Here is a 24,985-nt window from a genome sequence, read left to right as displayed (position 1 = left end):
GGATAGGTAGCGAAGGGGCGGCTCAGGCCGCCTCTTCCTTGCCCTTCAACACGCGCACCGGTTCCTTGCGGCCGGCGACGACCTCTGCATCGACCACGACTTCGGCAATGTCGGTTTCGGTTGGGATGTCGAACATCGTGTCGAGCAGCAGGGCTTCGACGATCGACCGCAATCCGCGCGCGCCGGTCTTGCGGGCGATGGCCTTGTTGGCGATCGCTTCCAGCGCATCGTCGGTGAAGCTCAGCGCCACGTCTTCCAGATCGAAGAGCTTGGCATACTGTTTGACGAGGGCGTTCTTAGGCTCCTTGAGGATCTTCACCAGCGCCTCGATATCGAGGTCTTCCAGCGTGGCGATCACCGGCAGGCGGCCGACGAATTCGGGGATGAGGCCGAACTTGAGGAGATCTTCGGGCTCTGCCTTCTGCAGCAGTTCGCCAACCTTGCGCTTGTCCGGATCGGCCACGTGGGCGCCGAAACCGATCGAGCGCTTCTGCAGGCGGTCCGAAATGATCTTGTCGAGACCGGCAAACGCGCCGCCGCAGATGAACAGGATGTTGGTGGTGTCGACCTGCAGGAATTCCTGCTGCGGATGCTTGCGCCCGCCCTGCGGCGGCACCGAAGCGGTGGTGCCTTCCATCAGTTTGAGCAGCGCCTGCTGCACGCCTTCGCCCGACACGTCGCGGGTGATAGAGGGGTTTTCCGCCTTGCGGCTGATCTTGTCGATCTCGTCGATGTAGACGATGCCGTGCTGGGCTTTTTCGACATTGTAGTCGCTGGCCTGAAGCAGCTTGAGGATGATGTTTTCGACGTCTTCACCCACGTAGCCGGCTTCGGTCAGCGTGGTGGCATCGGCCATGGTGAACGGCACGTCGAACGTCTTGGCGAGCGTCTGCGCCAGCAGGGTCTTGCCGCAACCGGTCGGCCCGACGAGCAGGATGTTCGACTTCGACAGCTCCACCTCGCCGCCCTTGGCGCTGTGCTTGAGCCGCTTGTAGTGGTTGTGCACCGCCACCGAGAGCACGCGCTTGGCGCGGTCCTGGCCGATCACGTAATCGTTCAGCGTCTCGAAGATGTCACGCGGGCTGGGTACGCCGCCGTCCTTCTTGCCGGCGATCCCGGCCTTGGTTTCCTCGCGGATGATGTCGTTGCACAGTTCGACGCATTCATCGCAGATGAATACCGTCGGCCCGGCAATGAGCTTGCGCACTTCGTGCTGCGACTTCCCGCAGAAGCTGCAGTAGAGGGTGCTTTTCGCGTCGGATCCGCTCAATTTCGTCATTCTATATCCTGTCGACCCGTCCGAATTATCGCGGGGGATTCGCCGAAGTCTAGCTCCGCCCCCCGTAGAATCAATCCTGCCCTATAACGCCATAAGCTTTCAAAGGGCTGAAAACCGTGGTGGCGTTGGCCTTAATCGCACGGAAAGCGCTTGGAAACCTTATTCCGGCGCGCCGCCCGAACCGCTTGCATCGCCTACGCTTTCGCTAGCCGGCCGGCTTTCGAAGACCTTGTCGACCAGACCAAAGGTCTTGGCTTCCTCGGCATCGAGCCAGGTATCGCGATCAAGCGCGGTGTCGATCTCCTCGATCGTCTTGCCGGTGAACTTCGAATAGAGCTCATTCAGCCGCTTGCGCAGGCGCAGAATTTCACGCGCCTGAATTTCGATATCGCTGGCCATGCCGCGCGCGCCGCCCGAAGGCTGGTGCACCATGATCCGCGCCTGCGGCAGCGCGATGCGCATGCCCGGCTCACCCGCGGCAAGCAGGAACGAACCCATCGAGCAGGCCTGACCGATGCAAACCGTGGATACGCGCGGGCGAATGTACTGCATGGTGTCGTGGATCGCGAGACCCGCCGTCACCACGCCGCCTGGCGAATTGATGTACATCGAGATATCCTTCGAGGGATTCTCGCTTTCGAGAAACAGCAGCTGCGCCACGATCAGCGAAGCCATGTGATCTTCCACCTCGCCGGTGATGAAGACGATGCGTTCGCGCAGCAGGCGCGAAAAGATATCGAAGCTGCGTTCGCCGCGGCTGGTCTGCTCGACAACCATCGGCACGAGCGCCCCTGTGATCGGATCGACGGAGAATTTGCCTTGCGCGCCGGGCTGGTTGAACAGATCGATCATGAAGTCCCTCTTGTAGTCTTGGCGTATGAATTGACGCGCCTATGTCGGCGCTGCGTCCGCGATGTTCAAGGGCATTAACCCCCTTTTCCCGTTCGTGATGCCCCGGCAATGGCACATTGTGGACTTGTTCCAGACACGATAGGCTGGTCCGGCAGAGTGCTGGGGGTTGCATGGGTCCGGTTCACAAGTCGATCGTTGGCGCCGCGTTGCTCAGCCTTGCGGCTGCAGTGCCTGCTGCCCATGCGCAGTCCTATGCCGTAAAAAGCCTTGGCCCACAGACGAAGGCTCTGATCGCAGAAGTCGCCAAGTTCGGTGCCGGTGACCCCAGCCGGGATCCCGAAGGTGACCTCGTCAAATTGGCCGAACTGCGTAAGCGGATCGAGGCAGATCACGCCTTTCCGGAAGAGGAGCTGGGCAACCTTGAATCCGCCACAGGCGCCGGCCATTTCTATGCCCGGCGCTATGCCAAGGCGGTGGCGCACTACGAAATTGCCGCCCGCCATTTCGAACAGGCGAAAGCCGCACCTTCGGAACTGGCAGGGCTCTATGCCAACATGGGCACGATCCTGTCCTCACTGACACGATATGACGAAGCGGAAACCTATCATCGCCGCGCGTTGGCAATCCGCGAAAAGCTGGAAGGCAAGCGCGGGGCCTCGGTCGCCTCGTCGCTGTTCGGCATCGGCTATGTCTATTACCGGACGGGCCGGATCGAGGAATCGATCCCGTTGCTGCGGGAATCAGTAGAACAGCAGCTTGAATTCCTGAAGCCAGACAATCCACTGATCGTCGTGCGGATGACCTCGCTGGCATCGGTGCTCAGCCGCTCGGGCCGCGAGGCCGAAGGGTTGAAGGTGGCCCGACACGCGGAAGCGATCGGCCGCAAGAATCTAGGCGAAAAGCATCCGACCTATGCCATCGCAGTGCACAATCTGGGCACGGCGCTGATCGAAAACGGCAACTATTCCGAAGCCGTGCCAATGATGCGCGAGGCACTGCGCATCCGGGTGGCGACCATTGGCGAAACCGCTTCGGGAACGGCACTTTCGCTCCGCAATCTCTCGACTGCGCTGAAGAAGACGGGCGCTACTGCCGAGGCAGAAGAACTGTCGCGCAAGGCTGCCGAAATCTTCGCCAGGAGCGGCGAAACCGATACTCCGCAGGCGCTGGCGACGCTCTATTACGAACTGGCCGATTTTGCCGCCCTGCGCGGCGACTGGGCGGCCTATGACCGGTTTGCCGACGACGCCTTGGCCGAGGTGGACAAGAAGCTCGCCGAAAGCAATTTCGAGCGCGCGCGCCTGCACCTGCAGCATGCCGAACGGCAAGGTGAACGAGGCAAAAGCACCGAGGCACTCGCGGCGGCTGAGCGCTGGGTGCCGGTGATGCAGAAAGCCCTCATCCCCGGCCACTCGGACCGCATCTGGGCCGAAATGCTGCTCGCCAGCCTGCGCCAGAAGTCTGCGCCATCGCCATCAGCGACGGACTGGGATATGGCGGACAAGGCGATAGGCCAGCTTTCCGCCAAACTTGCGAATATAGCCGTATCTGACCGCCAATTGGTGCGCGAGGCTGAAACCAACCGCAGATCCGCGCTGATCTATTTCACAACCGCTTTGGCGGCCGGGGATCAGGGGCGCGCCTTCGCCGCGTTGCAGCTCGTCAATATCAGCGATCTGGCGATCGGCCAGCAGTTCGCCAGCGATACCGGTGCTTCTGGCCGTGAGGGAGAGGCAGCCCGCCTGCGCCGCAATCTGCTCGATCTGGCCCGTCGCCTGTCGCAGGCACAAGGCCAGCACGACATCGCGCTGCAGGCCCGGCAGTCGGACAAGGTCACAACGATTGCCGCCGAAGTGACGAAGCTTGAGGGCCAGGTCAAAGCGGCAGAGGCCGATCTGCAGGCACGCTTCCCCGAATTCGTCCTGCGTTATCGCCCCAGCCCGGTGACGTTGGCGCAATTCCGCTCGACCCTGTCGAAGAGTGATACCTTGCTGGCCCCGGTCGAGGGCCCGAGAGGTACGACCGTGGTTTCGATTTCCAAGGGTGGCATGTCGTGGCACCGGGCAGACCTTGGCCAGTCGGTCCGCGTCCTGCGCCGCGCGGTGGAGGATCCTTCTGCCGGGCTGGGGCCGTTCCCATTTGCCGAAGCGGAAAAGCTCTATCGCGATCTGTTCCCGAAGGGGGTGAAGCCGGGATCGCACGTCCTGTTCCATGGCGGCGGCGCGCTGGCCAGCCTGCCGCTGCCCTTGCTGCTCACCCGCAAGTACTCCGGCGACCTGCGCCGAGCGCCCTGGTTGCTGCACCGGGCGTCGTTTCAGGTTGTCGGCAATCTCGCCCTGCGCAACCCCTTGACCCTTGCGGCGGAAAGCAAAGCCGGGGACATGGTAATCGGCATCGGCGGAGTTGACCTGCCTGCCGCGAGCGCGCGCCGCGTGGCCATCGCCGGACTGTTCCGTTCCGGATCGCCCGAGGCCGCATCGATCAACGCCCTGCCCGCCCTGCCCAATGCCGCACGCGAACTGCGCGCCATCGCCGATGCGCTTCCCGGTGAGAACGACCTGCTGCTGATCGGGGCAGATGCCCGCGAGGAGCATCTGAAGTCCGCCGATCTGAGCAAGGCCCGCATCATTGCCTTTGCCACGCACGGGCTGGTGGCTGGCGAAGTGCGCGATCTTTGGGAACCTGCCCTGCTGGTTGGGACATCTGGTCCGGAAAGCGGCGAGGATGGTCTGCTTGGCGCGCACGAGATTGCCCAGCTGAAGCTATCGGCGGACTGGGTGATCCTGTCTGCCTGCAACACGTCCTCAGGCGATCGGCGCGACGGACCTGTCTATTCGGGTCTCGCCACCGCTTTTGCCCAGGCCGGGGCCAAGGCCCTGCTGCTGTCCCACTGGCAAGTGCGCGATGATGCCGCCGCCATGCTGAGCGTGGAGACCGTGCGCGGGGCCGGACGCGGGCTTGGTCGCGCGGAGGCCCTGCGGCGCGCGCAGCTGGCGCTGCTGGCAGACCGCAAGATTTCCGATTCCGGGCACCCGGCAATTTGGGCGCCGTTTATTATTGTCGAGAACTGAGGGGGAGTAGCCAACGATGTTACACCGGGCGCATCTGCTGCCGATCGTGCTTGCGCTTTCCGCTTGTGGTTCCATCCCGAAGCCGGACCTCACCTCGGCTCCGGCGAACGCCTCCGGCTATGTCCAGCGGATCGACGCGCTCGATGATCAGGGGCCGCGCTTGAGTGCAGTAATCGCGATCAACCCTGATGCCCTGCGAGATGCCGCCCGGGCAGAGGCGATGCCGGGGCCGCTAGCGGGCAAGACCCTGCTGATAAAGGATAATATCGAAACAGCGGACCGGATGGCCACCACGGTCGGCAGCCTTGCGCTGAAAGACAACGTCACCGGCCGCGATGCCCCGCTGGTGGCAAAGCTGCGCGCGGCGGGCGTGGTCATCCTGGGCAAGACCAACCTGTCCGAATGGGCAAACATCCGCGGGTCGCGCTCTTCCTCCGGCTGGTCCGGGGTGGGCGGGCAGACCCGGAACCCGCACGCACTCGATCGCAGCCCTTGCGGATCATCCGCCGGAAGCGGAGCTGCCGTTGCCGCCGGCTTTGCCTGGGCGGCCAACGGCACCGAAACGGATGGTTCGATCACTTGCCCGGCCAGCGCAAACGGCGTGGTCGGACTGAAACCAACGGTCGGGCTCGTTTCGCGCCGCTTCATCGCGCCGATCAGCCACAGCCAGGATACCGCCGGGCCGATGACCAGCACGGTGAAGGACGCCGCGCTGCTCCTCACCGCGATGGCCGGCGTCGATGGCGGCGATCCGGCCACCGCGCGGGCCGATCTCCACGCGCAGGTCTTTGCCGAGGGGATCGACGCCGCCAGCCTGTCAGGGCTGCGCATCGGGGTAATGCGGCGCGGGGTGGGTAATCATCCCGGCGTGATGGCCCTGTTCGAAGCCGCGCTGGCCGATATGAAGCGCGCCGGCGCGGTGCTCGTTGATATCGACTGGGAGCCCGACGGCTCCATGTACCGCGACGAAAGCCTCGTGCTGCGCTGGGAGCTCAAGCGCGACCTCACCGCCTGGCTGCAATCACTGCCCGGAAATCCGCCGGTGCGCAGTCTGGCGGACGTCATCGCGTGGAACAAGGTCAACGCGGCGGAGGAACTGCGCTGGTTCGGACAGGATACCTTCGAGGCTGCCGACAAGCTGACGGACGAGGCCGCCTACAGAAAGGCGCGCGAAAATTCGTTGCGGCTGGCGGGCAAGGAAGGAATCGACATGCTGCTTGCCAAGCACAAGGTCAGCCTGCTGGTCTTCCCCACCGAAGGTCCGGCGTGGTCGATTGATCTGATCACCGGCGGCGCATCACTGCCGGGCGTCGGCATGGGCAGCCTGCCGGCGGTGGCGGGTTATCCGCACTTGTCGGTGCCGATGGGCGCGGTGGAGAACTTGCCGGTTGGCCTGTCGATCGTCGCGGCGCAGTGGGCGGACAAGGCGGTGCTGGATGCCGGCGCAGCCTATGAACGTGCCCGCACTGCGCCTTTGCCCAAGCCTTCGTTCAAGCGCTGGGGCGAATAGAAAACAACGTCATGCTGACCTTGTTTCAGCATCGATCAAGCCTTGCGCTCAAAGTCGTGATCAGAAGCGCGAACGATGCCTTCGCGCCTTCGGACCCAACTACGCTCGCGAGGCTTGATCGACCCTGAAACAAGTTCAGGGTGACGACCGTCAAGGCTCAGATCCGCTCCGCCTCGGCCACCGCGTCACTGGCGCGCAGGGCCGAGATGATGCGGGCGAGGTGGGCCAGATCGGTCACCTCGAGATCGACCTCATAGGTGCCGAACAGCTCGTCGCGGCCGGACATCTGCAGGTGAATGATGTTGGCGCGGTTGCCGGCGAAAATGCCGGTGACTTCGGCGAGCGTGCCCGGCCGGTTGTGCAGCACGGCGCGGATGCGGCCGATCGCGCCGGTTGTCGTCTCGCCCCATGACAGGTCGAGCCAGTCGGCATCAACCCCGTCGGCCAGCGACAGGCAATCGATGGTATGGACCTCCACGCCTTGCCCCTTGCGGCGCAGGCCGACGATGCGATCACCCGGCACCGGGTGGCAGCATTCGCCAAGATGGAAGCCCATCCCAGCGGTCAACCCCTTGATCGAGATGGCGCGTTCCTGCTTGGGCCAGTCCTCAAGCTCGGGCAGGTTGGCCGTGCTTCCCGGCACCAGGGCTTCCATCACCTGCCGGTCGTCGAGCTTGGCGGTGCCGATCCGCACCATCATCTCTTCCTCGTCTTCCAGCCCCAGCCGCTTGACCGCGTCCTTGATCGCCTTCTTGCTCAGCTTGCCGGTCAACCGCGCGGCGATCTCGTCAAACAGCTTGCGGCCGATCGCGGCGATTTCCTCGCGTTCCTTCATGCGCACCGCGCGGCGGATGGCGGCGCGCGCCTTGCCGGTGACTACGAAGCCCAGCCAGGCAAGCTGCGGGCTGGCCTTGCGGCTCTTGATGATTTCCACCACGTCGCCGTTGTTGAGGCTGGTGCGCAGCGGCATGTGCCGCCCGTTGATCTTCGCGCCTACCGCCATCGAGCCGAGATCGGTGTGCACGGCATAGGCAAAATCGATCGGTGTCGCACCCTTGGGCAACTGGTGCAGTGCGCCCTTGGGCGTGAAGGCGAAGATCCGGTCCTGATAGATCGCCATGCGCGTGTGTTCGAGCAGCTCTTCGGCATCGTGGCTGGCATCGACGATTTCGATCAGGTCGCGCAGCCAGCCAACCTGGCCATCGGGCCGGATCGACTGGTTTGGCCCTCCCTGCTTGTAAGCCCAGTGCGCGGCGAGGCCGAATTCGTTGAGCCGGTGCATTTCGTGCGTGCGGATCTGCACTTCCATGCGCATCGAGTTTTCATAGATCAGCGAGGAATGCAGCGAGCGGTAGCCGTTGGCCTTGGGGGTGGAGATGTAATCCTTGAAGCGGCCCGGAAGCACGTGCCAGGTCCGGTGCAAGACTCCCAGTGCACGGTAGCATTCGTCCTCGCTGTCGGTCAGCACGCGGAAAGCCATGATGTCGGTGATCTGCTCGAAAGAGACGTGGCGTTCGCCCATTTTCTTCCAGATCGAGAACGGGTGTTTCTCGCGCCCGGAAACTTCGACCCTGACCCCGCCTTCGGCCAGCGCCTGCTTGATCGCCAGCGCAATGGAATCGACCTGCCCGCCTTCGCTCGAACGGATCTGCGAGAGCCGGCCCGTGATCAGCTTGTAGGCTTCGGGCTCAAGCTGCTCGAAGGCGAGAAGCTGCATCTCGCGCATATATTCGTACATGCCCACGCGCTCGGCGAGCGGGGCATAGATATCCATCGTCTCCCGCGCGATGCGGGTGCGTTTCTCGCTGCTTTTGATAAAATGCAGCGTGCGCATGTTGTGCAGTCGGTCAGCCAGCTTGACGAGAAGGACGCGGATATCCTCGCTCATGGCGAGGAAGAACTTGCGCAGGTTCTCGGCGGCGCGCTCGTTCTCGCCCATCGCCTCGATCTTAGACAGCTTGGTCACGCCATCGACCAGCCGCGCGACTTCGGGGCCGAACAAACGCTCGATCTCCTCGATGGTCGCCAGCGTGTCCTCCACCGTGTCGTGGAGCAGGGCGGTGATAATGGTTTCCTGATCGAGCTTGAGCTCGGTCATCAGGCCGGCAACTTCGACCGGGTGGCTGAAATAGGGATCGCCCGAGGCGCGCTTCTGGCTGCCGTGTTTCTGCACGGTATAGACATAGGCGCGGTTCAGCAGCGCCTCGTCGGCGTTCGGATCATACGCTTTGACGCGTTCAACAAGTTCGTATTGGCGGAACATCGCTTCCTAGATGGCGGGTCACCGGCGGCAAGGGCAAGGAAAAACCTAACAAGTGTTGCCGGATAACGCCGCGAGCGGCTAGCCTCGTGGAAATACAGGGGGAATTCCGATGCCCAGGCCGCTGACAGTCCTTGCGCCGGTGCCCCCCTACTTCCGCATCGCCTTCTTCACCACGGCCCCGGTGCGCCATGCCGCCAGCAGCAGCGCGAGGATGCCAACGACGAGCAGGAACCACTGCATCGGCGAAGCGGTGGTCAGGCTCATCTCCATGCCTTGTCGCCCTGCTGCGCCAAGGCCCACATAGCTGGCCATCGCCGGCAGCGATGCGAGCGTGCCGATGAGGTAGTCGCGCTGGCGGATGCGGGTGAGGCCGAAGCCGTAAGAGGTCAGCGCAAAGGGCATGACCGGCGAAATCCGCAGCAGGAAGACGAAGTGCCAGCCCTCGCCCTCTAATGCTTCGTCAAGCCGCTCGGCGAATTTCGAGCGCGACATCAGTCGCTCGATCCACGGCCGCAGGATCGAGCGCGAAAGCAGGAAGGCGATCCAGCCGCCCAGCAAGGTGCAGACTACGGAGATCGCCAGCCCCTTGACCATGCCGTAAGCCGCGCCGGCCATCACCGCCATGACCGAGGCCGGCAGCACGCCGCAGGCGGCGATCAGCACTTGCCCCACGGCGAAGGCAAACCAGTGCTCGGACGGATAGGCGCTGAGATCGGTCAGGAGGCGCATTGCTGTGGCGCGGGTCTTGGGGATATGCGCGATCACTGTGGCCGCCGCGACAGCAATCGCGAGCAGCACGCCGCCGATGATCGTCCCTTTTCCCGGCAGGCGACTTGCACCCGGCCGGGGATCGGGCCGGTCCGGCTCCGTCATTGCGCTACGCCGCGCTGGAAGATCGCCGGCTTGGCCAGTCCCAGCTTCGCCAGCCGGAACGACAGCGCCGTGCCCAGCACGCCGAAGCCGTAGATGCAGCTGCGCTTGAAGTTGATTGAGCTGGCTTCCTCGAAATACTTGGTCGGGCAGGAAATCTCGCCAATGCGGAAGTCGAACCAGGTGGCCTGCGCCAGCATCTGGTTGTCAAAGACGAAATCGTCCGAGCAAGCCTCAAGCGGCAGGGTTTCCAGCACCTTGCGGCTGAAGGCGCGGTAACCGGTGTGATATTCGGAAACCTTCTGGCCCATCAGCAGGTTCTGGATCAGCGTCAGCGCGCGGTTGGCGACGTATTTGTACATCGGCATCCCGCCCTTCAGCGCCCCGGTACCAAGGATGCGGCTGGCAAGCACGGCATCGAACTGGTCCGAGGCGATCATGCTGGCCATCGCGGTGACCAGCCGCGGGGTGTACTGGTAATCGGGGTGGAGCATGATGACGATGTCCGCCCCGCGTTCCAGTGCGGCGGCATAACAGGTCTTCTGGTTGCCGCCATAGCCACGGTTATTGACGTGGACGATGGTATGGATGCCAAGCGCGCGCGAAACCTCGGTGGTGTCGTCGCGGCTGCAATCGTCGGTCAGGATCACGTCGTCGACGACATCGAACGGTATCTCGTCATACGTCTTCTTCAGCGTGAGCGCCGCGTTGTACGCCGGCAGCACGACCGCCACTTTGCGACCATTCATCATCGTATGCGTCCGATCCCCATTTGCGGCGGGTCTGCCAGACCCTGCGGCATTCCCCTAGATACCGAGAATCGACCGTCAACAGCTATTTACGATCCGGGGGCACCGTGACATAGCGGGCGCGCAGGCAAGGGGTGCTTTGGGCAGGTGCAGAACGAACTGAAAAGGCGCGCCGTACCGCCGCTCGTGGCCGTCATCGTATTCTGTGCCATGACCGCGCTCTACCTTGAGGCTAGCTGGCCGACGTACCGGCAAGTGCTCGGCACCTGGGGCGTGCGGGCGTGGCCGTGGCCGTTCCTCGATACCGATACCGTGCTTTCCGCCGCGCGCTGCCTGCGCGAAGGGGCCGACGTCTATGCCTTCAACCCCTGCGATCCCGAAGCGCGGACCTATGGCTATTCGCCGCTGTGGATGGTGCTGGCATGGTTCCCGGTGACCATCGGCTGGATCCCGTGGGTAGGACTGGCCTTTTTCGCGCTGTTCGTCTTCGCGCTGTGGCTGTTGCCCGCCGGACGCAACCGCGACGCGGTGATCCTGATTATCATCGGTCTGCTGTCCAGCGCCACCATTCTGGCAGTGGAACGCGGCAACAATGACCTCGTCAATTTCGCGCTGGTCGCCGGGATGGCGGCGCTGATGGGCCGGTCTCAGGCGGCGCGGCTGGCGGGATATGCGATGGGGCTGCTGGCGGGTCTGCTCAAATTCTACCCGATGCTGGTCATGCTGAACGCGCTGCGTGAGCGGCCGGGACGGTTCTTTGCCATCACCGCTGTGTCCATCGTCGTGACCTTGCTGGCCGCCGCCGTGACATGGCACGATCTGGTGCGAACGTGGATGATCGTGCCGCAAGGATCGCCGATTTACGAGATGTTCGGGGCGCCCAATTTCGGCAAGGGATTGGTCGTGCTGTTCCACCTGCCGCCACCGGTGGGATCGATCCTGCGCGGCGTGATGACGCTGGCGGCGCTGGCCATCGGCATCCGCTATGGCCTGCGACCGGCGACCGGCGCGGCGATGACGCAGCTTTCGGTGCGCGAGCGGGACTTCCTGCTGATCGGCGCGCTGATGACGATCGGCTGCTTCATGAGCGCGCAGAACATATCCTACCGCACGATCAACCTCCTTCTGGTCCTGCCGTCACTCACCGCGCTGCGGATCGTTGATGCCCCGCGCGCGCTAAGGGCGATGGCGCTGGTGGCGATAGGCCTGTTGTGGGCGGAGCTGCTGTTCCACTGGATTCAGGCCTTTGCCGCCATTGCTGGCGGGACGCTGGGCACCGTGCTTGAATTCGGAGTGGGCTGGCTGGGGCGCGAGATTGCCTGGTGGTGGATGGTGACCCTGATGATCGCCTGCGCCACGGCGCTGATCCGTCCGCTGGGCATGGTGGACTTCGCACTGGGCCTGCGCCGCCAGCCCGCGTCGACACGCGCCTGACATGTTCCTGCACAGCAAAGCCCCGGCGATTGCCGCCTGCCTTGTCGCAGCGATCCTCGCCATCGCCTTCGGCATTGCCCCGCACGGCTTCTATCGCGACGCCAACCTGCTACTGGGCAACAAGGCCTACTGGTTCCCGTTCCTCGATACCGACACCGTGCTCTCGGCCGTACGCTGCCTGCGGCAGGATGTCGACGCCTATGAGTTCAATCCCTGCGATCCGCAGCTTCGCGTGTTCACCTATTCGCCCTTGTGGATGGGACTGACCGTACTGCCGGTGACCGAGGCATGGGTGCCATGGGTGGGACTGTCGTGGGTGGTCCTTTTCCTCGGCTCGCTGTTCCTGCTGCCTTCCGCGCGGGGGCGTGAGGCGCAGGTGATCATGATCGCCTCGACCGCATCCAGCGCCAGTGTCTACGCAATGGAGCGCGGCAACAACGATCTGGTGATCTTCGCGCTGGTGTCGACTGCCGCCATGCTGACCATCCGCAGCCTTGCCCTGCGCCGCATCGGTTATGGACTGGTGCTGCTGGCCGGCCTGCTCAAGTACTATCCGCTGGGCGCGATGGCCATTGCCCTGCGCGAAAAGCCCCGGCGTTTCCTCGTGATTACCGCGGTATCGATTGCGGTCACGGCGCTGGCGGTTCTGGCGACATGGAGCGATCTGGTCCGCGTTCTGCGTTCGATCCCGATCGGCCAGTTCTATACCGACATGTTCGGATCCAAATCGGTCGGGCTGACCATGGTAGAACTGTTCGGCGCGCCGCGCTGGGTCGATCCGCTGCTGCGCTTCGGGCTATCGCTGGCAGCGCTGGCGGCGGGCCTGCGCATCGGACTAGGGCAGCCGCTTCATGCCGACCTTGCCCGGCTGACCCCGCGCGAGCGCTCGTTCCTGCTGGTCGGCGCGCTGATGTGCTGTTCGTGCTATTTCTCGGCCCAGAACATCGGCTACCGCGCGATCAACCTGATCCTCGTCATGCCGGCGCTGACCGCGTTGATCGCGGTTACCGGCAGGCCGATCTATCGCTGGATCACCGGCGCGGCGCTGGCCCTGCTGTGGACCGGCGCCTGGCGGATGGTGTGGGAGGATGGCGTGATGGCCAGCGCGGGCCAGTTCGATGCCTTGCGCTATGTCGCCCTGTTTGTGCGCGACCTGCTGTGGTGGGCGGTGATCCCGGCCCTGCTTGGCGCCATCGTCGCCCTACTGCGTGATGCGCCGCTGCCCGGCCGGGCATTGACGCTGCGCCGGGGTGCCGCTTCTGGTCGCTGAACCGGACATTTGCCGGTGTTTCCCACGGAGCGAAAAATTTTCTCAAAAAATTTGAGCGGGCGGGAACCCAGAGGGATCGTAGCGTGTTTTATCATCAACACAGACTGACGCTCCCTCCCTCCCCCCCCACTGTCGGCTGTGTGACTCTCGGGGCCTTCGGTAAAAACCGGAGGCCCCGTCTTCTTTTCCGGGCCACGGCAAGCACCGTCGCAGAGCACAAAAAGCCCGCCCTCTCGCGAGGACGGGCTTCGCTTTTTTCTGCGTGGCTAGATCAGGCGCAGTCGGCCAGTTTTGCCGCTTGGAGCGCTTCGTTGACTCGGCGGGCTTCGCCAGCGAGCTTCGCCTCGGCTTCAGCGCGGATCGGATCTGATGCGCTCATGCCTTCAGCTTCGGCGGCGAGCTGGGAATCCACCTCGTCCTTCCACTGAGTCAGCAGGGCGGAACGCTCTGCCGGATTGAGGTCGATATCCTCAAGCAAATCTTCCGGGCTGGCGTAATGCTTGCGCGGATCTGGCGCGCGATTGCTGGTCTCATCCTGCTTGATCGCGTCAGCCGGGGTCATATCGGTCATGGAGAAGTCCTTTCGCGAGGAATCAGGCGGTGGCTGCCTGCGGGGTAGCGCGGGTGCTGGCCTTCTTGGCTGATTTGCTGGCGGGCGCCTTGCGGCGGTTGCTGGTGCGCGTCTTGGCCTTGTCGCTCTTGTGATAGTGGCTCCAGGCCGTCACCGCGCCGAACGCAACCAGAGCGAGCGGGAGAGAGGCTGCGGCAACGCGCGTGGCAAGCCCGGCTGCGCCCAGCCGGACGAAAGGGTTCGTGCCGACAATATCGCTGGCAACATCGGCGAACTTTCCGGCGAAGGCGGAAGTGAACAGGGTTTTCATCGGTTACTCCTGAAGATCAGCGCGCAGGGCGCGTTGCGTTGACGTCTTGGCGATTGAGATAAGATGGGCGCGCCTTGCTGGTGCGGACTTCGCAGCGTGCCAGAACCGAGGGGAAATCGGCCCGCGCTGCAACATCCGACATCAGCGCGGATTCGATCTGGGCCGTGCATTCGGCGCGGGTGGCAAAGGCCGCCTGCTGGGCCTGCAAGGCCTGGCATTCATCGCCGGCATCGGAACAGCCAAGCAGAACAAGGGCAAAGGTCAGGGCAGACATGGCAGAGCTCCGCGCCAGTTATTCAGGCTGAGGCATTCAGACCGAGTGGCCGTCAGCCGAAGCCTTGCGGGCCTTTTCCAGCTCTTCGGCTTCCGGGCCGTCGAGCGCGTCGGCGGCTTCGCGGGCCTTCTGTTCAGCCTTGCCCGACTTGGCGAATTCGTGCTGCTCGTTCTGGAATTCTTCGGCAGCTTCGTAGTTGCCTTCGCCGATTTTCTGCTTGTCCATGGTATTTCTCCCGGATTGGGGGGACCGCTGCGGCCCGTTGTTATCTAAACCCGCAAGACCTTGCGCTGGTTCCCCGGGCATCAGCGATTGTGCTGCCGAAAGCAGGGCCGCGCCTATCCCTTCGCCTTGCGGCGCGGCGTCCGGGTGCGGGGCGATCACCTGCACGGCATGGCGGTGGATGCTGAGGTTAAATGGCGTGCGGGCCAGCACTTCGCCATCGATCGCCACTTTCTGGCGAGGGTGCGCATCGATCCGAGCCTGCGTCAGCTTGATCTCGCGCGCCATGCCTTCGCGCCGGCGCAGGCCGAGCAGCCTGAGGTACCAGTCGCGGGCGAGTGACCACTTGCTCTTGCCTGAGACGATCTGGATCAGGATCGCACCATCATCGAGCTGGGCCTCGTCGCTCACCTTGATGCCGCCGGTATATTGCCCATTGAGCATGCGCAGTTCGGTGGCCCAGCATTGCTCGGTGCCGTCCGGGCTTTCGAGCGTCAGGCGGAAAGGGCGGAAGCGGATCAGGCTGTAGATCGCCCAGCCCAGATAGCCCACACGGCCAAACCAGCGCTTGACCTTGGGCGGAATGGTGTCGCCAATCATCGGCGGCATGCCCATGGCGGCGCTGTTGGCGAACATGTTGCCGTCGATTTCGGCAAGGTCGACCCAGATCGCGTGGCCGGCAGCAATGGTCGCCACTGCCTCTTCAATTCCCGGCCCGATACCCAGGCCGCGGGCAAAGCTGTTGGCGGTGCCGAGCGGAAGCGGCGCGAAAATCGCCTCGCTGCCGATCAGGGCACCGATCGTGGTCGATATCGAACCGTCGCCCCCGCCGACGATGAGCAGCTGCGCCCCATCCGCCAGCGCCTTCTCAACGGTGACACGCATCTGCGAGGGATCGCGCACGCCATGCGCTTCGGCCAGCGGCAAGCCCGCCGCTGCGAACAGGCTTTGCGCCTGCACGAACTGATCGGCACCCTTGCGGCTGTGCGTATTGACGATGAGGGCGGCGCGAAGAGAGGCCGTAGCGCCTGCCTGTTGGGGGGTGGGTTCCATGTCCGCAGCAACGGGTCGCCGCACAAAAAGTTTCCCGGTGACCGGAACCGAACCTGCGCTGAACTGTTTTGAAGTCACACTACGCTTGGAAGGACCCCAACCATGACTCTTCTCCTCGTTCTCATCGTCGGCGGCATCATCGGCTGGCTCGCCAGCATGGTAATGCGCACCGATGGCCAGCAGGGCATCATCCTGAATGTCGTCGTCGGCATCGTCGGCGCTCTGCTTGCCGGCTTCCTCATCACCCCGCTTATCGGTGGCGCTCCGATTACCAGCGGTTCGTTCAGCGCGATGTCGCTCATCTCGTCGTTCATCGGCGCAGTTGTGCTTCTCGCAATCGTGAACCTGTTCCGCCGCGGCGCCGTGCGTTAAGCACTGAACCACATTCCCGATGCCGCCCCGTCGGCATCCGGGTGGACCTGGGCCTGGGGGCGGTTTGCGCAAGCACCGCCCCCAAGTTCGTTTGGGGTCCGCAGAATGAATTTTCCAGCTCCCGGAGTTTCCCATGCCCATCACGTTGATGCCCCTGCCGTTTGACAAGGCTGCCCTTGAGCCCGCCATCTCTGCCGAGACGCTGGAGTTTCATCACGGCAAGCATCACAAGGCCTATGTCGACAAGACCAACGAGCTGACCGCCGGCACTGACCTGGCAGACAAGCCGCTTGAGGCGATCATTGCCGCCGCCAAGGGCAAGGACCAAAAGCTGTTCAACCAGTCGGCGCAGGTGTGGAACCATGGCTTCTACTGGGCATCACTGAGCCCGGAAAAGACCGCGCCTTCGGCCGACTTGACGAAGGCTATCTCCGCTGCGTTCGGCAGCCATGACGCCATGATCACCAAGCTGGTCGAGGAAGACGTGGCCCATTTCGCATCAGGCTGGGCATGGCTGGTATCGCACGGCGGCGAGCTTGCGGTCATTACGACCCATGACGCCGGGCTGCCGGACGAAGGCGAAGGCAAGCCCCTGCTCGTGCTCGATGTCTGGGAGCACGCCTATTACATCGACCGCCGCAATGACCGGAAGGCCTACCTGACGTCGGCGGCGAAGCTGCTTAACTGGGAATTCGCCTCGGCCAATTTTGCCAGCGGCGAACGCTGGACCTATCCGGCCTGATCGGCATCTGGTCCAATTAGTGCTTAAATGGGGGCGGCCTCGATCACTCTGAGGGTGACGAGGCGCCCTCGTTGAGGAGCAGGCCTAGCTGTGCACGTCCGCGCGCGACCCGGCTTTTCATCGTGCCAATGGCCACACCGCAGACCTGCGCGGCCTCTTCATAGGAAAAGCCGCTCGCGCCGATCAGCAGCAATGCCTCCCGCCGCTCGGGTGGCAGGCGGTCAAGCGCGCGTTGCAAGTCATTCATGTGCAGCGCATCTTCCTGATCGGCGGCCGTCACCAGCATCGTTTCTGCCACGCCGTCCTCAAGCTGCGTCTCGCGGCGATAGCGGCGCAGTTCGTTGAGGAAGTTGTTGCGCGTGATAGTGAATACCCAGGCCTTGAAGTTGGTGCCCGGTTTGAAGGAATCGCGCGAAGTCCACGCGCGCAGCACGGCCTCCTGAACCAGATCGTCGGCGCGCTCGGCCTGACCGCACAGCCCGCGCGCGAAAGCACGCAGGTGCGGCAAGAGCCCGACCAGAGCCTCGCGGACATCTTGTCCGGCATCCTGATTGGCAACCGTGGCCGGTTCCGACCCAGCTTCGGCTGTTTTCTCGACAGTTGCAGGCTTAGCCATTTCCATCCTTGTCCAGCCGCTTGAGCAAGTCCTCGAAGCTGTCCGGCAAGGGTTCCGATACGACACCGTCGTAAAGCTTGCGCAGTCCGTCAGCCCAACCTTGCCTGCCACTTGTCTGTTTTCCAGCGCCAGCCGTGCCCTGCGGGTCACGCCTTGGAGGCATGGCGCGGGGGGCGGGTTTGGGGTCATGATCTGTCAAGGGATGGCTCCGTGGCGCGGATGCGAAGCGAGTGCGCGGTAATTCAGTAAAACAGCTTGCCAATTTGCGGCAAGTCTTGGAACAATTAATCGTCAGCTTGGTTCCCGTATTGCCAGTTCAGACTATCGCATAATGGAACTGGCCCGTGGCCGCGCCGCCACGCCGGGAGCACGAAAAGCAAGATAATGGACAAAGCGCTGCTCTCCCGGGTCGAAAAACAGGCCCTGTTTCACCGTTACCCACGCAGCCTGCCGTTTACCCTGCTGGCGATCGGATTGCTGATCACCACGCTGTTCGTGCTCAATATCGAGCAGACGGACACAATGGCACGCAAGATGACGCTCGACACCGATGTGAATGCGCTCGCCACCGAGCTTGAGCGCAAAGCTTCGGAAAACACGGCATATCTGAAGGCGGCGGCCGCACTGTTCGGCATGTCGAAGGATGTCAGCCACGACGAATTTTCGGAGTTCGTTGCCGAGATGAGCACGGGCCATTCGACCCGTGGAGCGCTTGGCATGGGTTGGACCGCCTGGGTTCCCGCCGGCAGCGCGCCCGCATTTGAAGCGGAACAGCGGCGGCTCAACTCCGACATACCCTTTCGCATCTATCCAGATACGGATCCGATGGGCGACAAGGCGGTGATATCGCTGCTCGCACCCCGCACACCTGATAATACCCGCGCGCTTGGTTTCGACATGTATTCCGAAACGGTCCGCCGCACGGCGATGCAACAATCGTTGAATTTGAATCGACCGGTAGGATCAGGCCGGGTGCAATTGATCCAGGATGCTGGAAAACCACCCGTCAGCGGCGTGCTGATATTCCTGCCCGTCTATGGCCGGCAAGAATTGGGCCGCTCGGTCGGTCCGCTGAAGGGCTTCATCTACACGCCGGTCCGGGTTCCCGAACTGCTTGGCACGGCCATCACCGGCGCGCATCGCAACACGGGCCGCGTGGCTATCTATGACGGTCAGCCCGATCCTGCCAGACTGCTCGCTGCCACGCCCGGCGATTTCAATGAGAACGAATTCTCGCGCGCGAAAGTCGACTTCGCCGGGCGCGAGTGGACCATCGTCGTGTCCGCCAACCGGGGGGCGGGACTGACCAGGATCTCGCTGCTCGTGCTGGGACTGGGTACGCTGATCAGCCTGCTGGTGATGGCCGTGGCCTGGCTGGTGACCAGCCGCGCGGCGGAAGATCGCAAGGTGCTGGAATGGCTTACCGACCAGGCAGCACTGCGCACCTCGCTGACGCGCGAGCTCAACCACCGGGTCAAGAACACGCTGGCCAATGTTCTGTCGATCGTCGCACTCACCCGCCGGCGGACCCGCGATATTGACGAATTCGCCGATGGGCTCAGCGGCCGCCTGCGCGCCCTTTCCGCTACGCACGACATCCTCTCGCAGCGTGAATGGACCAATGCGCTGGTCGCCGATGTCGTTCAGAGCGAACTGGCGCCCTATCTCGATCCCGAGGATCCCCATGCGGAGATTGCCGGCCCCGATGCCCTGCTTGCCCCCAATGACGCCATGTCGCTGGGGTTGGCGCTGCACGAACTGGCGACCAATGCTGCCAAATATGGCGCGCTGAGCGTGCCTGACGGCAAGGTTTCGGTCACCTGGGACATCATTTCGCCAGACCGGCTTTCGGTATCGTGGCGGGAACACGGCGGTCCACCGGTCATCGCCCCGACCCGCCGCGGCTTCGGACTTGAACTGATCGAGAAGATTGTCAGTCAGGAACTCGACGCACCGGTTGACCTGAGCTTCGATAGCAACGGTGTGACCTGTAAGCTGGTCGTGCCGCTGCGCAGCCCCCGCGAATTCACCATCCGCACCGGACCGATCCCCACACCAGCCTGACCGGACGACCGCGAGCGTTCTGTCCGCAAGGACCAAAAGAAAAGGGCGCCGCCCGGAGAGGCAGCGCCCTTGCTTCAGCTTGCGGCTTTGGAGCGCGTTACAGGGGCTCGGTCGTGCCGAAGAACAGCGCCTGGCTGATCGTCGCACGTACAGTCTCTTCCTGGAACGGCTTGGTGACGAGATAGGTCGGCTCGGGCCGCTCGCCCGTCAGCAGCCGTTCGGGATAGGCGGTGATGAAGATCACCGGCACCGATGCCATGGCAAGGATATCCTCGACCGCGTCGATCCCCGAACTTGCGTCAGCCAGCTGAATATCGGCAAGCACGAGGTTCGGGCGCAGACGGGCAAAAGCCTCGGTCGCCGAAGTGCGCGTGGTCGCGGTGGCGGCCACGGTATGGCCCAGATCGGTAACCAGCTCTTCCAGCTGCATCGCGATCAGCGGTTCATCCTCGATGATCAGCACGCTGCAGGCGCTCTCCGCCTCGATCTCTTCGACGGCGCGGATGACCAGTGCAGTGACCTCCTCGGGCTGCAGGTCAAGCACTTCGGCCGCCTCTGCCTCGGAAAAATCCTCAAGCGTGGTGAGCAGCAGCGCCTGACGATGCTCGGGGGGAATCCGGTCAAGCCGTGAATTGGCACCGGCTTCCGGGGCCGTTACATCGCCGCCATAGGCCAGCTCGACATGGGCATTCGACCAGATCCGCGTGAAGGCGCGGTAAAGCTGGACGCGGCCCATCACCAGTTCAGCGCGGAGATCCTCGTCCTGCAAGGCGGCTTCCAGAAGTTCGCGCACATAGGCGTCGCCCGAATGCTGCGAGCCGGTAAGGGCACGCGCATAGCGGCGCAGGAAGGGTAGCCGTTCGGCCAGTATTTGTCTGAATGCCATTGTCTGTTAGCTACTTTCGCGGAGGTGTTGCCGGACAGGCGCCCGGTGCTTGCGTGACGGGGATATGCCTTAAGGCTGGCAGAGGCAAGTTCGGCAGAGATAGGACGCAGCCGGATAAGCGGGCAGCCCGGACTCGGCGCGGCCCAGTCAGGAGATCGTCCGCGAGGACCTGCACCCGATTCGGTTTCCTAGGCTGCCTGATCATGCGCTGACTTATCACACAAACTCCCCGGCGGCCGGATTCCGGCCTTTGCGACTGTTAAAACGCGCCCGATCCGGATTGGTTCCCGTGAAGTCGCCGGGAACATCGCTGCAGATTGACCGTTGTTGACGCAACTGCTGGGGCAAATTCGCCCCGCCGACCTTTCCCGTTTCTCAGGAGCATTCCATGGCCCGCATCGGCAGCAAGCCCGACACCCGCTTTCGTGACAAGCCCGGCATTTTCGGCCGCCTGATCGAGGACCATGACCGCCACCGCGAACTTCTCGCCGCGATTACAGAGACGAGCGGAGACACGCCCGAACGCGCGGCATTGTTCGAAGAGCTGACTTACGAACTCAAGGCACATGCCGCCGCCGAAGAGCAGGCGCTCTGGTCCAGCGTCCTGCGCAAACCGGAGATCACCGAGCAGGGCCGCCATGCCGTGGCCGAGCACAAGGAAATCGACGACCTGCTTAACGAACTGGCGGCGCGCGACATGGCCAAGGGATCATGGCTGGTGCGCTTCGGCGCGCTCAAGGAGGAATACCTCCACCACATCCGCGAGGAGGAGCAGGAGCTGTTCGAGGCCGTGTCAAAGCACCTCGACAAGGCTGACCGTGACTACATGGAAAGCGTCTTTTCGCGCCGCAAGCCGGTAGAAAAGGACAAGGCAGAGATTACCCCCAAGCTCCACGCCGCGCATTGAGGCTTTCGGCCGGGTTGCAATGGTCATGCAGTGACTTTGCAAATCAAGGGCAAATCCAGGGCAACTCCGGGAACCATTCCGCCTCCATCCGTGTTCAACCCCCATGAACAAGATGGAGGAGGCCCCCTTGGCACAGCACACAACCCTGACGATCGAACCGGAAATCACGGTTGAGATTGTGCCGGCACCCAGCCTCAGCGACGAAGAATTCCGTACCGCCCTGACCCGCATCGCTCCGCATTTGCGCGGTTTCGCGCGTACGCTGTCGGGTTGTTCGGAACGCGCCGACGATCTGGCGCAGGAGGCCATGCTCAAGGCATGGTCAGCGCGTGGCAGCTACCGCGCCGGAACCAATTTCAAGGCGTGGATGTTCACCATCTTGCGCAACCAGTTCTACAGCGAGACCCGCCGTGCCCGCTTTACCGGCGAGTATGACGAGGAAATGGCCGAACGCACCCTTCGCACCAAGGGCGGCCAGGAAGAATGCCTGGAATTGACCGACGTTCTTCGCGCGCTGGAATCCATGCCGGAATCCTACCGCGATGCGCTGATCCTCGTGGCGATCGGCGACTTCTCGTATGAGGAGATATCGGTGATCTGCGGCATTGCGCTGGGTACGGTCAAAAGCCGCATCTGCCGCGCCCGCGCCATGCTTGCCGCCATCATTGACGGCGGACAGCTGGCAGATTCGCGCCATGACTTTGTCATGGAAGGAAATGCAACCGAACTGCTGTTCGCCCGTATGCGTCATATCGCCAACGGCGGAAACCGCAGCGACCAACTCATGCTGCAAGCTGCCTGACCTGGTGGCTTTTTGGTAAGGAACTTATAGGCTTAGCATTGAAATGCGTGATATCCTGATCGTTGAAGATGAACTCCTCGTGGCACTCGACCTAGAGGACATTCTCACCTCCGGAGGGTACGATGTCCTTGGCATCGTAGCCGACCGCAAGGGCGCAGACTCGATCCAGCGTGCGCCAGTGGTTGCCCTCGTCGACCTCAACCTGCGCGATGGGCCGACGGGCAATGAAGTTGCCCGCGCCCTTGCGAGCCAGTTTGGCACGCGGATCATCTTCGTCACTGCCAACCCGGCGCAGATCACCGATCCGCCCGAAACCGCCATTGGCTATGTCCAAAAGCCGTTTCGCCCCGATGTGGTCATTTCGGCAGTAGAAGCCGCAATCGCCGGAAATAACCCGCCGCCGGGCGTTCATCGGCTCAACTGACTTCGTGACGGCAAATGCCGCCCCAATGCGAAGATTGTTTTCCTTCGGCTTGCGAAGTCAAGGACCTCAGACCCGCTGGACGTTTCCTGATGGAATGCTGATCTCCAGTTCCAGGCTTCTATCGCCCCAAGTCGTGATGTAGCTGCCACCCAGCTGGCGATTGATGCTCATGTCGATCAGGCGCGAACCAAAGCCGCCCGGCATGGCCTCGCCAGTCTTGGCAATGCCATGCTCGATCCAGCGCAGGCACACTGTATCGCCAGCCTCGAGGGCGATCTCAACCGTTCCCTCATCCACGCCCAGCGCGCCGTATTTGGCCGAATTGGTCGCCAGTTCATGGAACACCAGCGAAAGCGGCGTGGCCGAGCGATCGTCAACCGCGATCTCGTCACCGGTGATCGTGATACGGTTGCTGCCGGCGATCATGTAAGGCGATAGCAGCTCCTCCAGCATGCCTTTCAGCCCGCCGTGCGTGGTGCCGTCACTGCGGCTGCCGGGGCTGCCGACAAAAGCATGAGCGCGGCCCAGTGCCAGAATGCGGCCATACAGCTCGGCAGCGAAATCGGCGGCATCGGGATGGCTGCGAGAGCTCAGCGAAACCAGCCCACCAATCACCGCGAAGATGTTCTTGATGCGGTGATGCAGTTCCTGGCTGAGCAGTTCGAGCGCATCCGCATTGGCCATTTCATCATCGATGTCAGTGCAGGTTCCGATCCAGCGCATGACTTCGTAATTGGCATCGAACAGCGGCAGCCCGCGCGCAATCACCCAGCGATAGGCGCCATCATGCCGGCGCAGGCGATAGCGAACTTCATAGGAGCGTCCGGTGGTAACGGCGCGGCTCCAGGCCTGCGCGGCGACAGGAGCGTCCTCCGGGTGAAGCAACGATAGCCAGCCAGTGCCATAACTCGCCTGGGCAGGCAGGCCGGTGAAATCGCACCAAGGGCCGTTGAAATAGTCCGACAGGCCGTCAGGCGGCGTCGACCAGACCAGCTGCGGCAAGGAATCCGCTAGCACGGCAAAGCGCTGTTCCAGTTCTGCAACCTGCACCAGCGATTCGCTGCGCTCCAGTTCCGCGCGCGCATCGGCGCGCAGCCCTTCAAGCAGGCTCATCACCACTTCGCCCAATGTGGCGAGCGAATCGGCCTGCAAGGGGGTCAGCCCGTCACGCGCCGCATGGTCGATTACGCATAGCGCGCCAAGCGGCTGGCCTTCGGGGGAAACCAGCGGCTGCCCGGCATAGAAACGGATGCCCAGATCACCGGTGACCAAGGGGTTGGTGGCAAAACGATCGTCCCGCGTGGCGTCGTTAACGACCATCGCTTGGCTTTGGCCCATGGCATGCTCGCAGAACGAATGTTCGCGCTCCGTCTCGCAGACATCGAGGCCGGAACGCCCAATGAAAACCTGCCGGTTCTCCTCGACGATCGAAACCAGACCGATCGGGGCATTGCAGATCTCTGCCGCCAGCCGCGCGATGCGGTTCAACCGGTTTTCGTCCGACCGGTCGAGGGGATACTGGTCAAGAATGGCCAGGCGCTTGGCCTCTGCTTCGTTGCGGGTCGGGGTGGTCAAACGCATTCTCCGAAAGGCGTCAGCGCCGGGATGATCGCGCTTCTGGGGGAACGCAAGTCAGTGCCGCTGGGTTCCCGTCAAAAAGCTGGCCCGCCAATCAATCTTATAGAGTTTTTCAATTCTGGGAACAAATCACGGGCCCGGTCGGTTTACCCTTCCGACGACGCGCCGGACTTTTCACGCCGGCAGTCACAACATAACGTGGAGCTCTCGCTTTCATCCGCCGCCGAGTGCGGGGGCTCCACGCTACACCCCGCCTTTAACCTATTGCAGCCGTCCCATTGGGGCGGCGTTTTCGCGTGCACTCAGCGGGCAAAGGAAAACCCCGGCACCTTGGCGGGCACCGGGGCGTTGCGACCCTTGCTGATTGAAATCAGTCAGGCGGTATTACTGGACCTTCTTCGCCGCATCCTGCGCGGCATTGCCGACCTTGTCCGCAGCTGCACCGACCTTCTCGGCCGCTGCCTTGATTGATGCGTCCGACGGATCAGCCTTGTTCGAACCCGAGAAAACCATGAAGGCCAGAATCGCGAGAATAACAGCCACGGCTATGCCGAGGACGATTCCGCCGCTTGAACTGCCTTCCTTGATGATCGTGACGTGATCGGGCGAATTGCTGGTATCGCTCATGTCGAACTCCTCATTTTGGTGCTTGCCGGACTTTGCCGATTATGGCGAGCTGATCGCGTTCAAAATGCCTGTTCGCAGCATTTGTTCCCTTGCCGGTTGCGGCGATTTGCTCCGGACCGCTCTGCGGCTATGGTCGCCGGGAAATGCGCAAAGACAGGTTAGCGATGAATTCCCCTTCCAGCACAGTCAAAGGCGCATGCGGGCACGATTGCCCCGATACCTGCGGCTGGGTGGTGACC

General features: G+C 63.0%; 24 protein-coding genes. 10 read left to right on the top strand and 14 right to left on the bottom strand.

The window, feature by feature from the left end; translation table 11 throughout:
* Window positions 1-22 precede the first annotated feature (22 nt).
* Together clpX and RMO89_RS17605 are read right to left on the bottom strand one after the other, a co-directional pair.
* Entirely contained in the window at window positions 23-1,279 is a 1,257-nt protein-coding gene (gene clpX, locus RMO89_RS17610) for an ATP-dependent Clp protease ATP-binding subunit ClpX (protein ID WP_310534778.1), read from the bottom strand.
* Between the two features lie 159 nt (window positions 1,280-1,438).
* Window positions 1,439-2,131, bottom strand: coding sequence for an ATP-dependent Clp protease proteolytic subunit (locus RMO89_RS17605; RefSeq protein WP_310534777.1), 693 nt, complete (start codon window positions 2,129-2,131; stop codon window positions 1,439-1,441).
* Between the two features lie 170 nt (window positions 2,132-2,301).
* Here RMO89_RS17605 and RMO89_RS17600 point away from each other — a divergent pair, with 170 nt between their 5' ends.
* Together RMO89_RS17600 and RMO89_RS17595 are read left to right on the top strand one after the other, a co-directional pair.
* A complete protein-coding gene (locus tag RMO89_RS17600) occupies window positions 2,302-5,202 on the top strand; it encodes a CHAT domain-containing protein (RefSeq protein WP_310534775.1) in 2,901 nt (966 codons plus the stop codon).
* A 16-nt stretch (window positions 5,203-5,218) separates the two neighbouring features.
* Window positions 5,219-6,712 (top strand): amidase, encoded by a 1,494-nt coding sequence (locus RMO89_RS17595; RefSeq protein WP_310534774.1) that lies wholly within the window; start codon window positions 5,219-5,221, stop codon window positions 6,710-6,712.
* A gap of 157 nt (window positions 6,713-6,869) precedes the next feature.
* Here the strand turns inward: RMO89_RS17595 and RMO89_RS17590 are convergent, their stop codons facing one another.
* From RMO89_RS17590 to RMO89_RS17580, 3 genes are all read right to left on the bottom strand, one after another.
* On the bottom strand, window positions 6,870-8,975 hold the full coding sequence (locus RMO89_RS17590) for a bifunctional (p)ppGpp synthetase/guanosine-3',5'-bis(diphosphate) 3'-pyrophosphohydrolase (protein WP_310534772.1): 2,106 nt from the start codon (window positions 8,973-8,975) through the stop codon (window positions 6,870-6,872).
* A gap of 147 nt (window positions 8,976-9,122) precedes the next feature.
* Window positions 9,123-9,848: a TVP38/TMEM64 family protein gene (locus RMO89_RS17585; protein WP_310534771.1), complete on the bottom strand. Its 726-nt coding sequence runs from the start codon at window positions 9,846-9,848 to the stop codon at window positions 9,123-9,125.
* Window positions 9,845-10,597, bottom strand: a complete 753-nt coding sequence (locus tag RMO89_RS17580; RefSeq protein WP_310534770.1) for a glycosyltransferase family 2 protein — start codon at window positions 10,595-10,597, stop codon at window positions 9,845-9,847. Before RMO89_RS17580 ends, RMO89_RS17585 begins: the two co-directional genes overlap by 4 nt.
* 183 nt (window positions 10,598-10,780) lie before the next feature.
* On the opposite strand from RMO89_RS17580, the gene RMO89_RS17575 reads away from it, so the two are divergent.
* Together RMO89_RS17575 and RMO89_RS17570 are read left to right on the top strand one after the other, a co-directional pair.
* The gene (locus RMO89_RS17575; protein ID WP_310534769.1) at window positions 10,781-12,028 is read left to right on the top strand and encodes a glycosyltransferase 87 family protein; all 1,248 of its coding nucleotides are present in this window, start codon (window positions 10,781-10,783) and stop codon (window positions 12,026-12,028) included.
* A 1-nt stretch (window position 12,029) separates the two neighbouring features.
* Window positions 12,030-13,298, top strand: a complete 1,269-nt coding sequence (locus RMO89_RS17570) for a hypothetical protein (protein ID WP_310534767.1) — start codon at window positions 12,030-12,032, stop codon at window positions 13,296-13,298.
* Between the two features lie 271 nt (window positions 13,299-13,569).
* On the opposite strand, the gene RMO89_RS17565 is transcribed toward RMO89_RS17570, so the two are convergent.
* The 4 genes from RMO89_RS17565 to RMO89_RS17550 are packed head-to-tail and all read right to left on the bottom strand — an operon-like array spanning window position 13,570 to window position 15,728.
* Window positions 13,570-13,869, bottom strand: coding sequence for a hypothetical protein (locus RMO89_RS17565; RefSeq protein WP_310534766.1), 300 nt, complete (start codon window positions 13,867-13,869; stop codon window positions 13,570-13,572).
* A gap of 22 nt (window positions 13,870-13,891) precedes the next feature.
* The gene (locus RMO89_RS17560) at window positions 13,892-14,179 is read right to left on the bottom strand and encodes a hypothetical protein (protein ID WP_310534765.1); all 288 of its coding nucleotides are present in this window, start codon (window positions 14,177-14,179) and stop codon (window positions 13,892-13,894) included.
* A gap of 16 nt (window positions 14,180-14,195) precedes the next feature.
* Window positions 14,196-14,453, bottom strand: a complete 258-nt coding sequence (locus tag RMO89_RS17555; protein WP_310534764.1) for a hypothetical protein — start codon at window positions 14,451-14,453, stop codon at window positions 14,196-14,198.
* Between the two features lie 36 nt (window positions 14,454-14,489).
* Complete coding sequence (locus RMO89_RS17550; protein ID WP_310534763.1) at window positions 14,490-15,728, bottom strand: diacylglycerol kinase family protein; 1,239 nt, start codon at window positions 15,726-15,728, stop codon at window positions 14,490-14,492.
* A 102-nt stretch (window positions 15,729-15,830) separates the two neighbouring features.
* Between RMO89_RS17550 and RMO89_RS17545 the strand changes: the two genes are divergently transcribed.
* Together RMO89_RS17545 and RMO89_RS17540 are read left to right on the top strand one after the other, a co-directional pair.
* Entirely contained in the window at window positions 15,831-16,100 is a 270-nt protein-coding gene (locus RMO89_RS17545) for a GlsB/YeaQ/YmgE family stress response membrane protein (RefSeq protein ID WP_310534762.1), read from the top strand.
* Window positions 16,101-16,233: 133 nt separating this feature from the next.
* Entirely contained in the window at window positions 16,234-16,842 is a 609-nt protein-coding gene (locus RMO89_RS17540) for a superoxide dismutase (protein WP_310534761.1), read from the top strand.
* Window positions 16,843-16,885: 43 nt separating this feature from the next.
* Here the strand turns inward: RMO89_RS17540 and RMO89_RS17535 are convergent, their stop codons facing one another.
* Both RMO89_RS17535 and RMO89_RS17530 read right to left on the bottom strand, forming a co-directional pair.
* Window positions 16,886-17,458: a sigma-70 family RNA polymerase sigma factor gene (locus RMO89_RS17535; protein ID WP_310534759.1), complete on the bottom strand. Its 573-nt coding sequence runs from the start codon at window positions 17,456-17,458 to the stop codon at window positions 16,886-16,888.
* Window positions 17,451-17,621 carry a NepR family anti-sigma factor gene (locus RMO89_RS17530; RefSeq protein WP_310534758.1) on the bottom strand — a complete coding sequence of 57 codons (171 nt, stop codon included), beginning with the start codon at window positions 17,619-17,621 and terminating at the stop codon, window positions 17,451-17,453. The genes RMO89_RS17535 and RMO89_RS17530 overlap by 8 nt, the downstream gene beginning before the upstream one ends.
* 221 nt (window positions 17,622-17,842) lie before the next feature.
* Between RMO89_RS17530 and RMO89_RS17525 the strand changes: the two genes are divergently transcribed.
* Window positions 17,843-19,522, top strand: coding sequence for a CHASE domain-containing protein (locus RMO89_RS17525; RefSeq protein ID WP_310534756.1), 1,680 nt, complete (start codon window positions 17,843-17,845; stop codon window positions 19,520-19,522).
* A 97-nt stretch (window positions 19,523-19,619) separates the two neighbouring features.
* Here RMO89_RS17525 and RMO89_RS17520 read toward each other — a convergent pair whose 3' ends face one another.
* Entirely contained in the window at window positions 19,620-20,408 is a 789-nt protein-coding gene (locus RMO89_RS17520) for a response regulator (RefSeq protein WP_310534755.1), read from the bottom strand.
* Between the two features lie 388 nt (window positions 20,409-20,796).
* Between RMO89_RS17520 and RMO89_RS17515 the strand changes: the two genes are divergently transcribed.
* The 3 genes from RMO89_RS17515 (at window position 20,797) to RMO89_RS17505 (ending at window position 22,541) form a co-directional block, all read left to right on the top strand.
* Window positions 20,797-21,315 (top strand): hemerythrin domain-containing protein, encoded by a 519-nt coding sequence (locus RMO89_RS17515; protein ID WP_310534753.1) that lies wholly within the window; start codon window positions 20,797-20,799, stop codon window positions 21,313-21,315.
* Between the two features lie 127 nt (window positions 21,316-21,442).
* Window positions 21,443-22,117, top strand: coding sequence for a sigma-70 family RNA polymerase sigma factor (locus tag RMO89_RS17510; RefSeq protein ID WP_310534752.1), 675 nt, complete (start codon window positions 21,443-21,445; stop codon window positions 22,115-22,117).
* Between the two features lie 43 nt (window positions 22,118-22,160).
* Complete coding sequence (locus RMO89_RS17505) at window positions 22,161-22,541, top strand: response regulator (protein WP_310534750.1); 381 nt, start codon at window positions 22,161-22,163, stop codon at window positions 22,539-22,541.
* Window positions 22,542-22,607: 66 nt separating this feature from the next.
* On the opposite strand, the gene RMO89_RS17500 is transcribed toward RMO89_RS17505, so the two are convergent.
* Both RMO89_RS17500 and RMO89_RS17495 read right to left on the bottom strand, forming a co-directional pair.
* A complete protein-coding gene (locus tag RMO89_RS17500) occupies window positions 22,608-24,116 on the bottom strand; it encodes a PAS domain-containing protein (RefSeq protein WP_310534749.1) in 1,509 nt (502 codons plus the stop codon).
* A 387-nt stretch (window positions 24,117-24,503) separates the two neighbouring features.
* The gene (locus RMO89_RS17495; RefSeq protein WP_310534747.1) at window positions 24,504-24,746 is read right to left on the bottom strand and encodes a hypothetical protein; all 243 of its coding nucleotides are present in this window, start codon (window positions 24,744-24,746) and stop codon (window positions 24,504-24,506) included.
* Window positions 24,747-24,985: the final 239 nt, after the last annotated feature.

Source organism: Novosphingobium sp. (assembly GCF_031424035.1).
GTDB lineage: Bacteria > Pseudomonadota > Alphaproteobacteria > Sphingomonadales > Sphingomonadaceae > Novosphingobium.
Note: the sequence above shows the minus strand (reverse complement) of the source record. Positions and strands in the feature narration are given on the sequence as shown.

What these genes read in the sequence shown, in the direction of transcription:
- RMO89_RS17560 (WP_310534765.1), bottom strand. Translation starts at nt 14,179, where the DNA reads ATGAAAACCCTGTTCACTTCCGCCTTCGCCGGAAAGTTCGCCGATGTT.
- RMO89_RS17605 (WP_310534777.1), bottom strand. Translation starts at nt 2,131, where the DNA reads ATGATCGATCTGTTCAACCAGCCCGGCGCGCAAGGCAAATTCTCCGTC.
- RMO89_RS17515 (WP_310534753.1), top strand. Translation starts at nt 20,797, where the DNA reads ATGGCCCGCATCGGCAGCAAGCCCGACACCCGCTTTCGTGACAAGCCC.
- RMO89_RS17535 (WP_310534759.1), bottom strand. Translation starts at nt 17,458, where the DNA reads ATGGCTAAGCCTGCAACTGTCGAGAAAACAGCCGAAGCTGGGTCGGAA.
- RMO89_RS17555 (WP_310534764.1), bottom strand. Translation starts at nt 14,453, where the DNA reads ATGTCTGCCCTGACCTTTGCCCTTGTTCTGCTTGGCTGTTCCGATGCC.
- RMO89_RS17570 (WP_310534767.1), top strand. Translation starts at nt 12,030, where the DNA reads ATGTTCCTGCACAGCAAAGCCCCGGCGATTGCCGCCTGCCTTGTCGCA.
- RMO89_RS17540 (WP_310534761.1), top strand. Translation starts at nt 16,234, where the DNA reads ATGCCCATCACGTTGATGCCCCTGCCGTTTGACAAGGCTGCCCTTGAG.
- RMO89_RS17565 (WP_310534766.1), bottom strand. Translation starts at nt 13,869, where the DNA reads ATGACCGATATGACCCCGGCTGACGCGATCAAGCAGGATGAGACCAGC.
- RMO89_RS17595 (WP_310534774.1), top strand. Translation starts at nt 5,219, where the DNA reads ATGTTACACCGGGCGCATCTGCTGCCGATCGTGCTTGCGCTTTCCGCT.
- RMO89_RS17520 (WP_310534755.1), bottom strand. Translation starts at nt 20,408, where the DNA reads ATGGCATTCAGACAAATACTGGCCGAACGGCTACCCTTCCTGCGCCGC.
- RMO89_RS17530 (WP_310534758.1), bottom strand. Translation starts at nt 17,621, where the DNA reads ATGCCTCCAAGGCGTGACCCGCAGGGCACGGCTGGCGCTGGAAAACAG.
- RMO89_RS17505 (WP_310534750.1), top strand. Translation starts at nt 22,161, where the DNA reads ATGCGTGATATCCTGATCGTTGAAGATGAACTCCTCGTGGCACTCGAC.
- RMO89_RS17600 (WP_310534775.1), top strand. Translation starts at nt 2,302, where the DNA reads ATGGGTCCGGTTCACAAGTCGATCGTTGGCGCCGCGTTGCTCAGCCTT.
- RMO89_RS17550 (WP_310534763.1), bottom strand. Translation starts at nt 15,728, where the DNA reads ATGGAACCCACCCCCCAACAGGCAGGCGCTACGGCCTCTCTTCGCGCC.
- RMO89_RS17590 (WP_310534772.1), bottom strand. Translation starts at nt 8,975, where the DNA reads ATGTTCCGCCAATACGAACTTGTTGAACGCGTCAAAGCGTATGATCCG.
- RMO89_RS17525 (WP_310534756.1), top strand. Translation starts at nt 17,843, where the DNA reads ATGGACAAAGCGCTGCTCTCCCGGGTCGAAAAACAGGCCCTGTTTCAC.
- RMO89_RS17545 (WP_310534762.1), top strand. Translation starts at nt 15,831, where the DNA reads ATGACTCTTCTCCTCGTTCTCATCGTCGGCGGCATCATCGGCTGGCTC.
- RMO89_RS17585 (WP_310534771.1), bottom strand. Translation starts at nt 9,848, where the DNA reads ATGACGGAGCCGGACCGGCCCGATCCCCGGCCGGGTGCAAGTCGCCTG.
- RMO89_RS17580 (WP_310534770.1), bottom strand. Translation starts at nt 10,597, where the DNA reads ATGATGAATGGTCGCAAAGTGGCGGTCGTGCTGCCGGCGTACAACGCG.
- RMO89_RS17495 (WP_310534747.1), bottom strand. Translation starts at nt 24,746, where the DNA reads ATGAGCGATACCAGCAATTCGCCCGATCACGTCACGATCATCAAGGAA.
- clpX (WP_310534778.1), bottom strand. Translation starts at nt 1,279, where the DNA reads ATGACGAAATTGAGCGGATCCGACGCGAAAAGCACCCTCTACTGCAGC.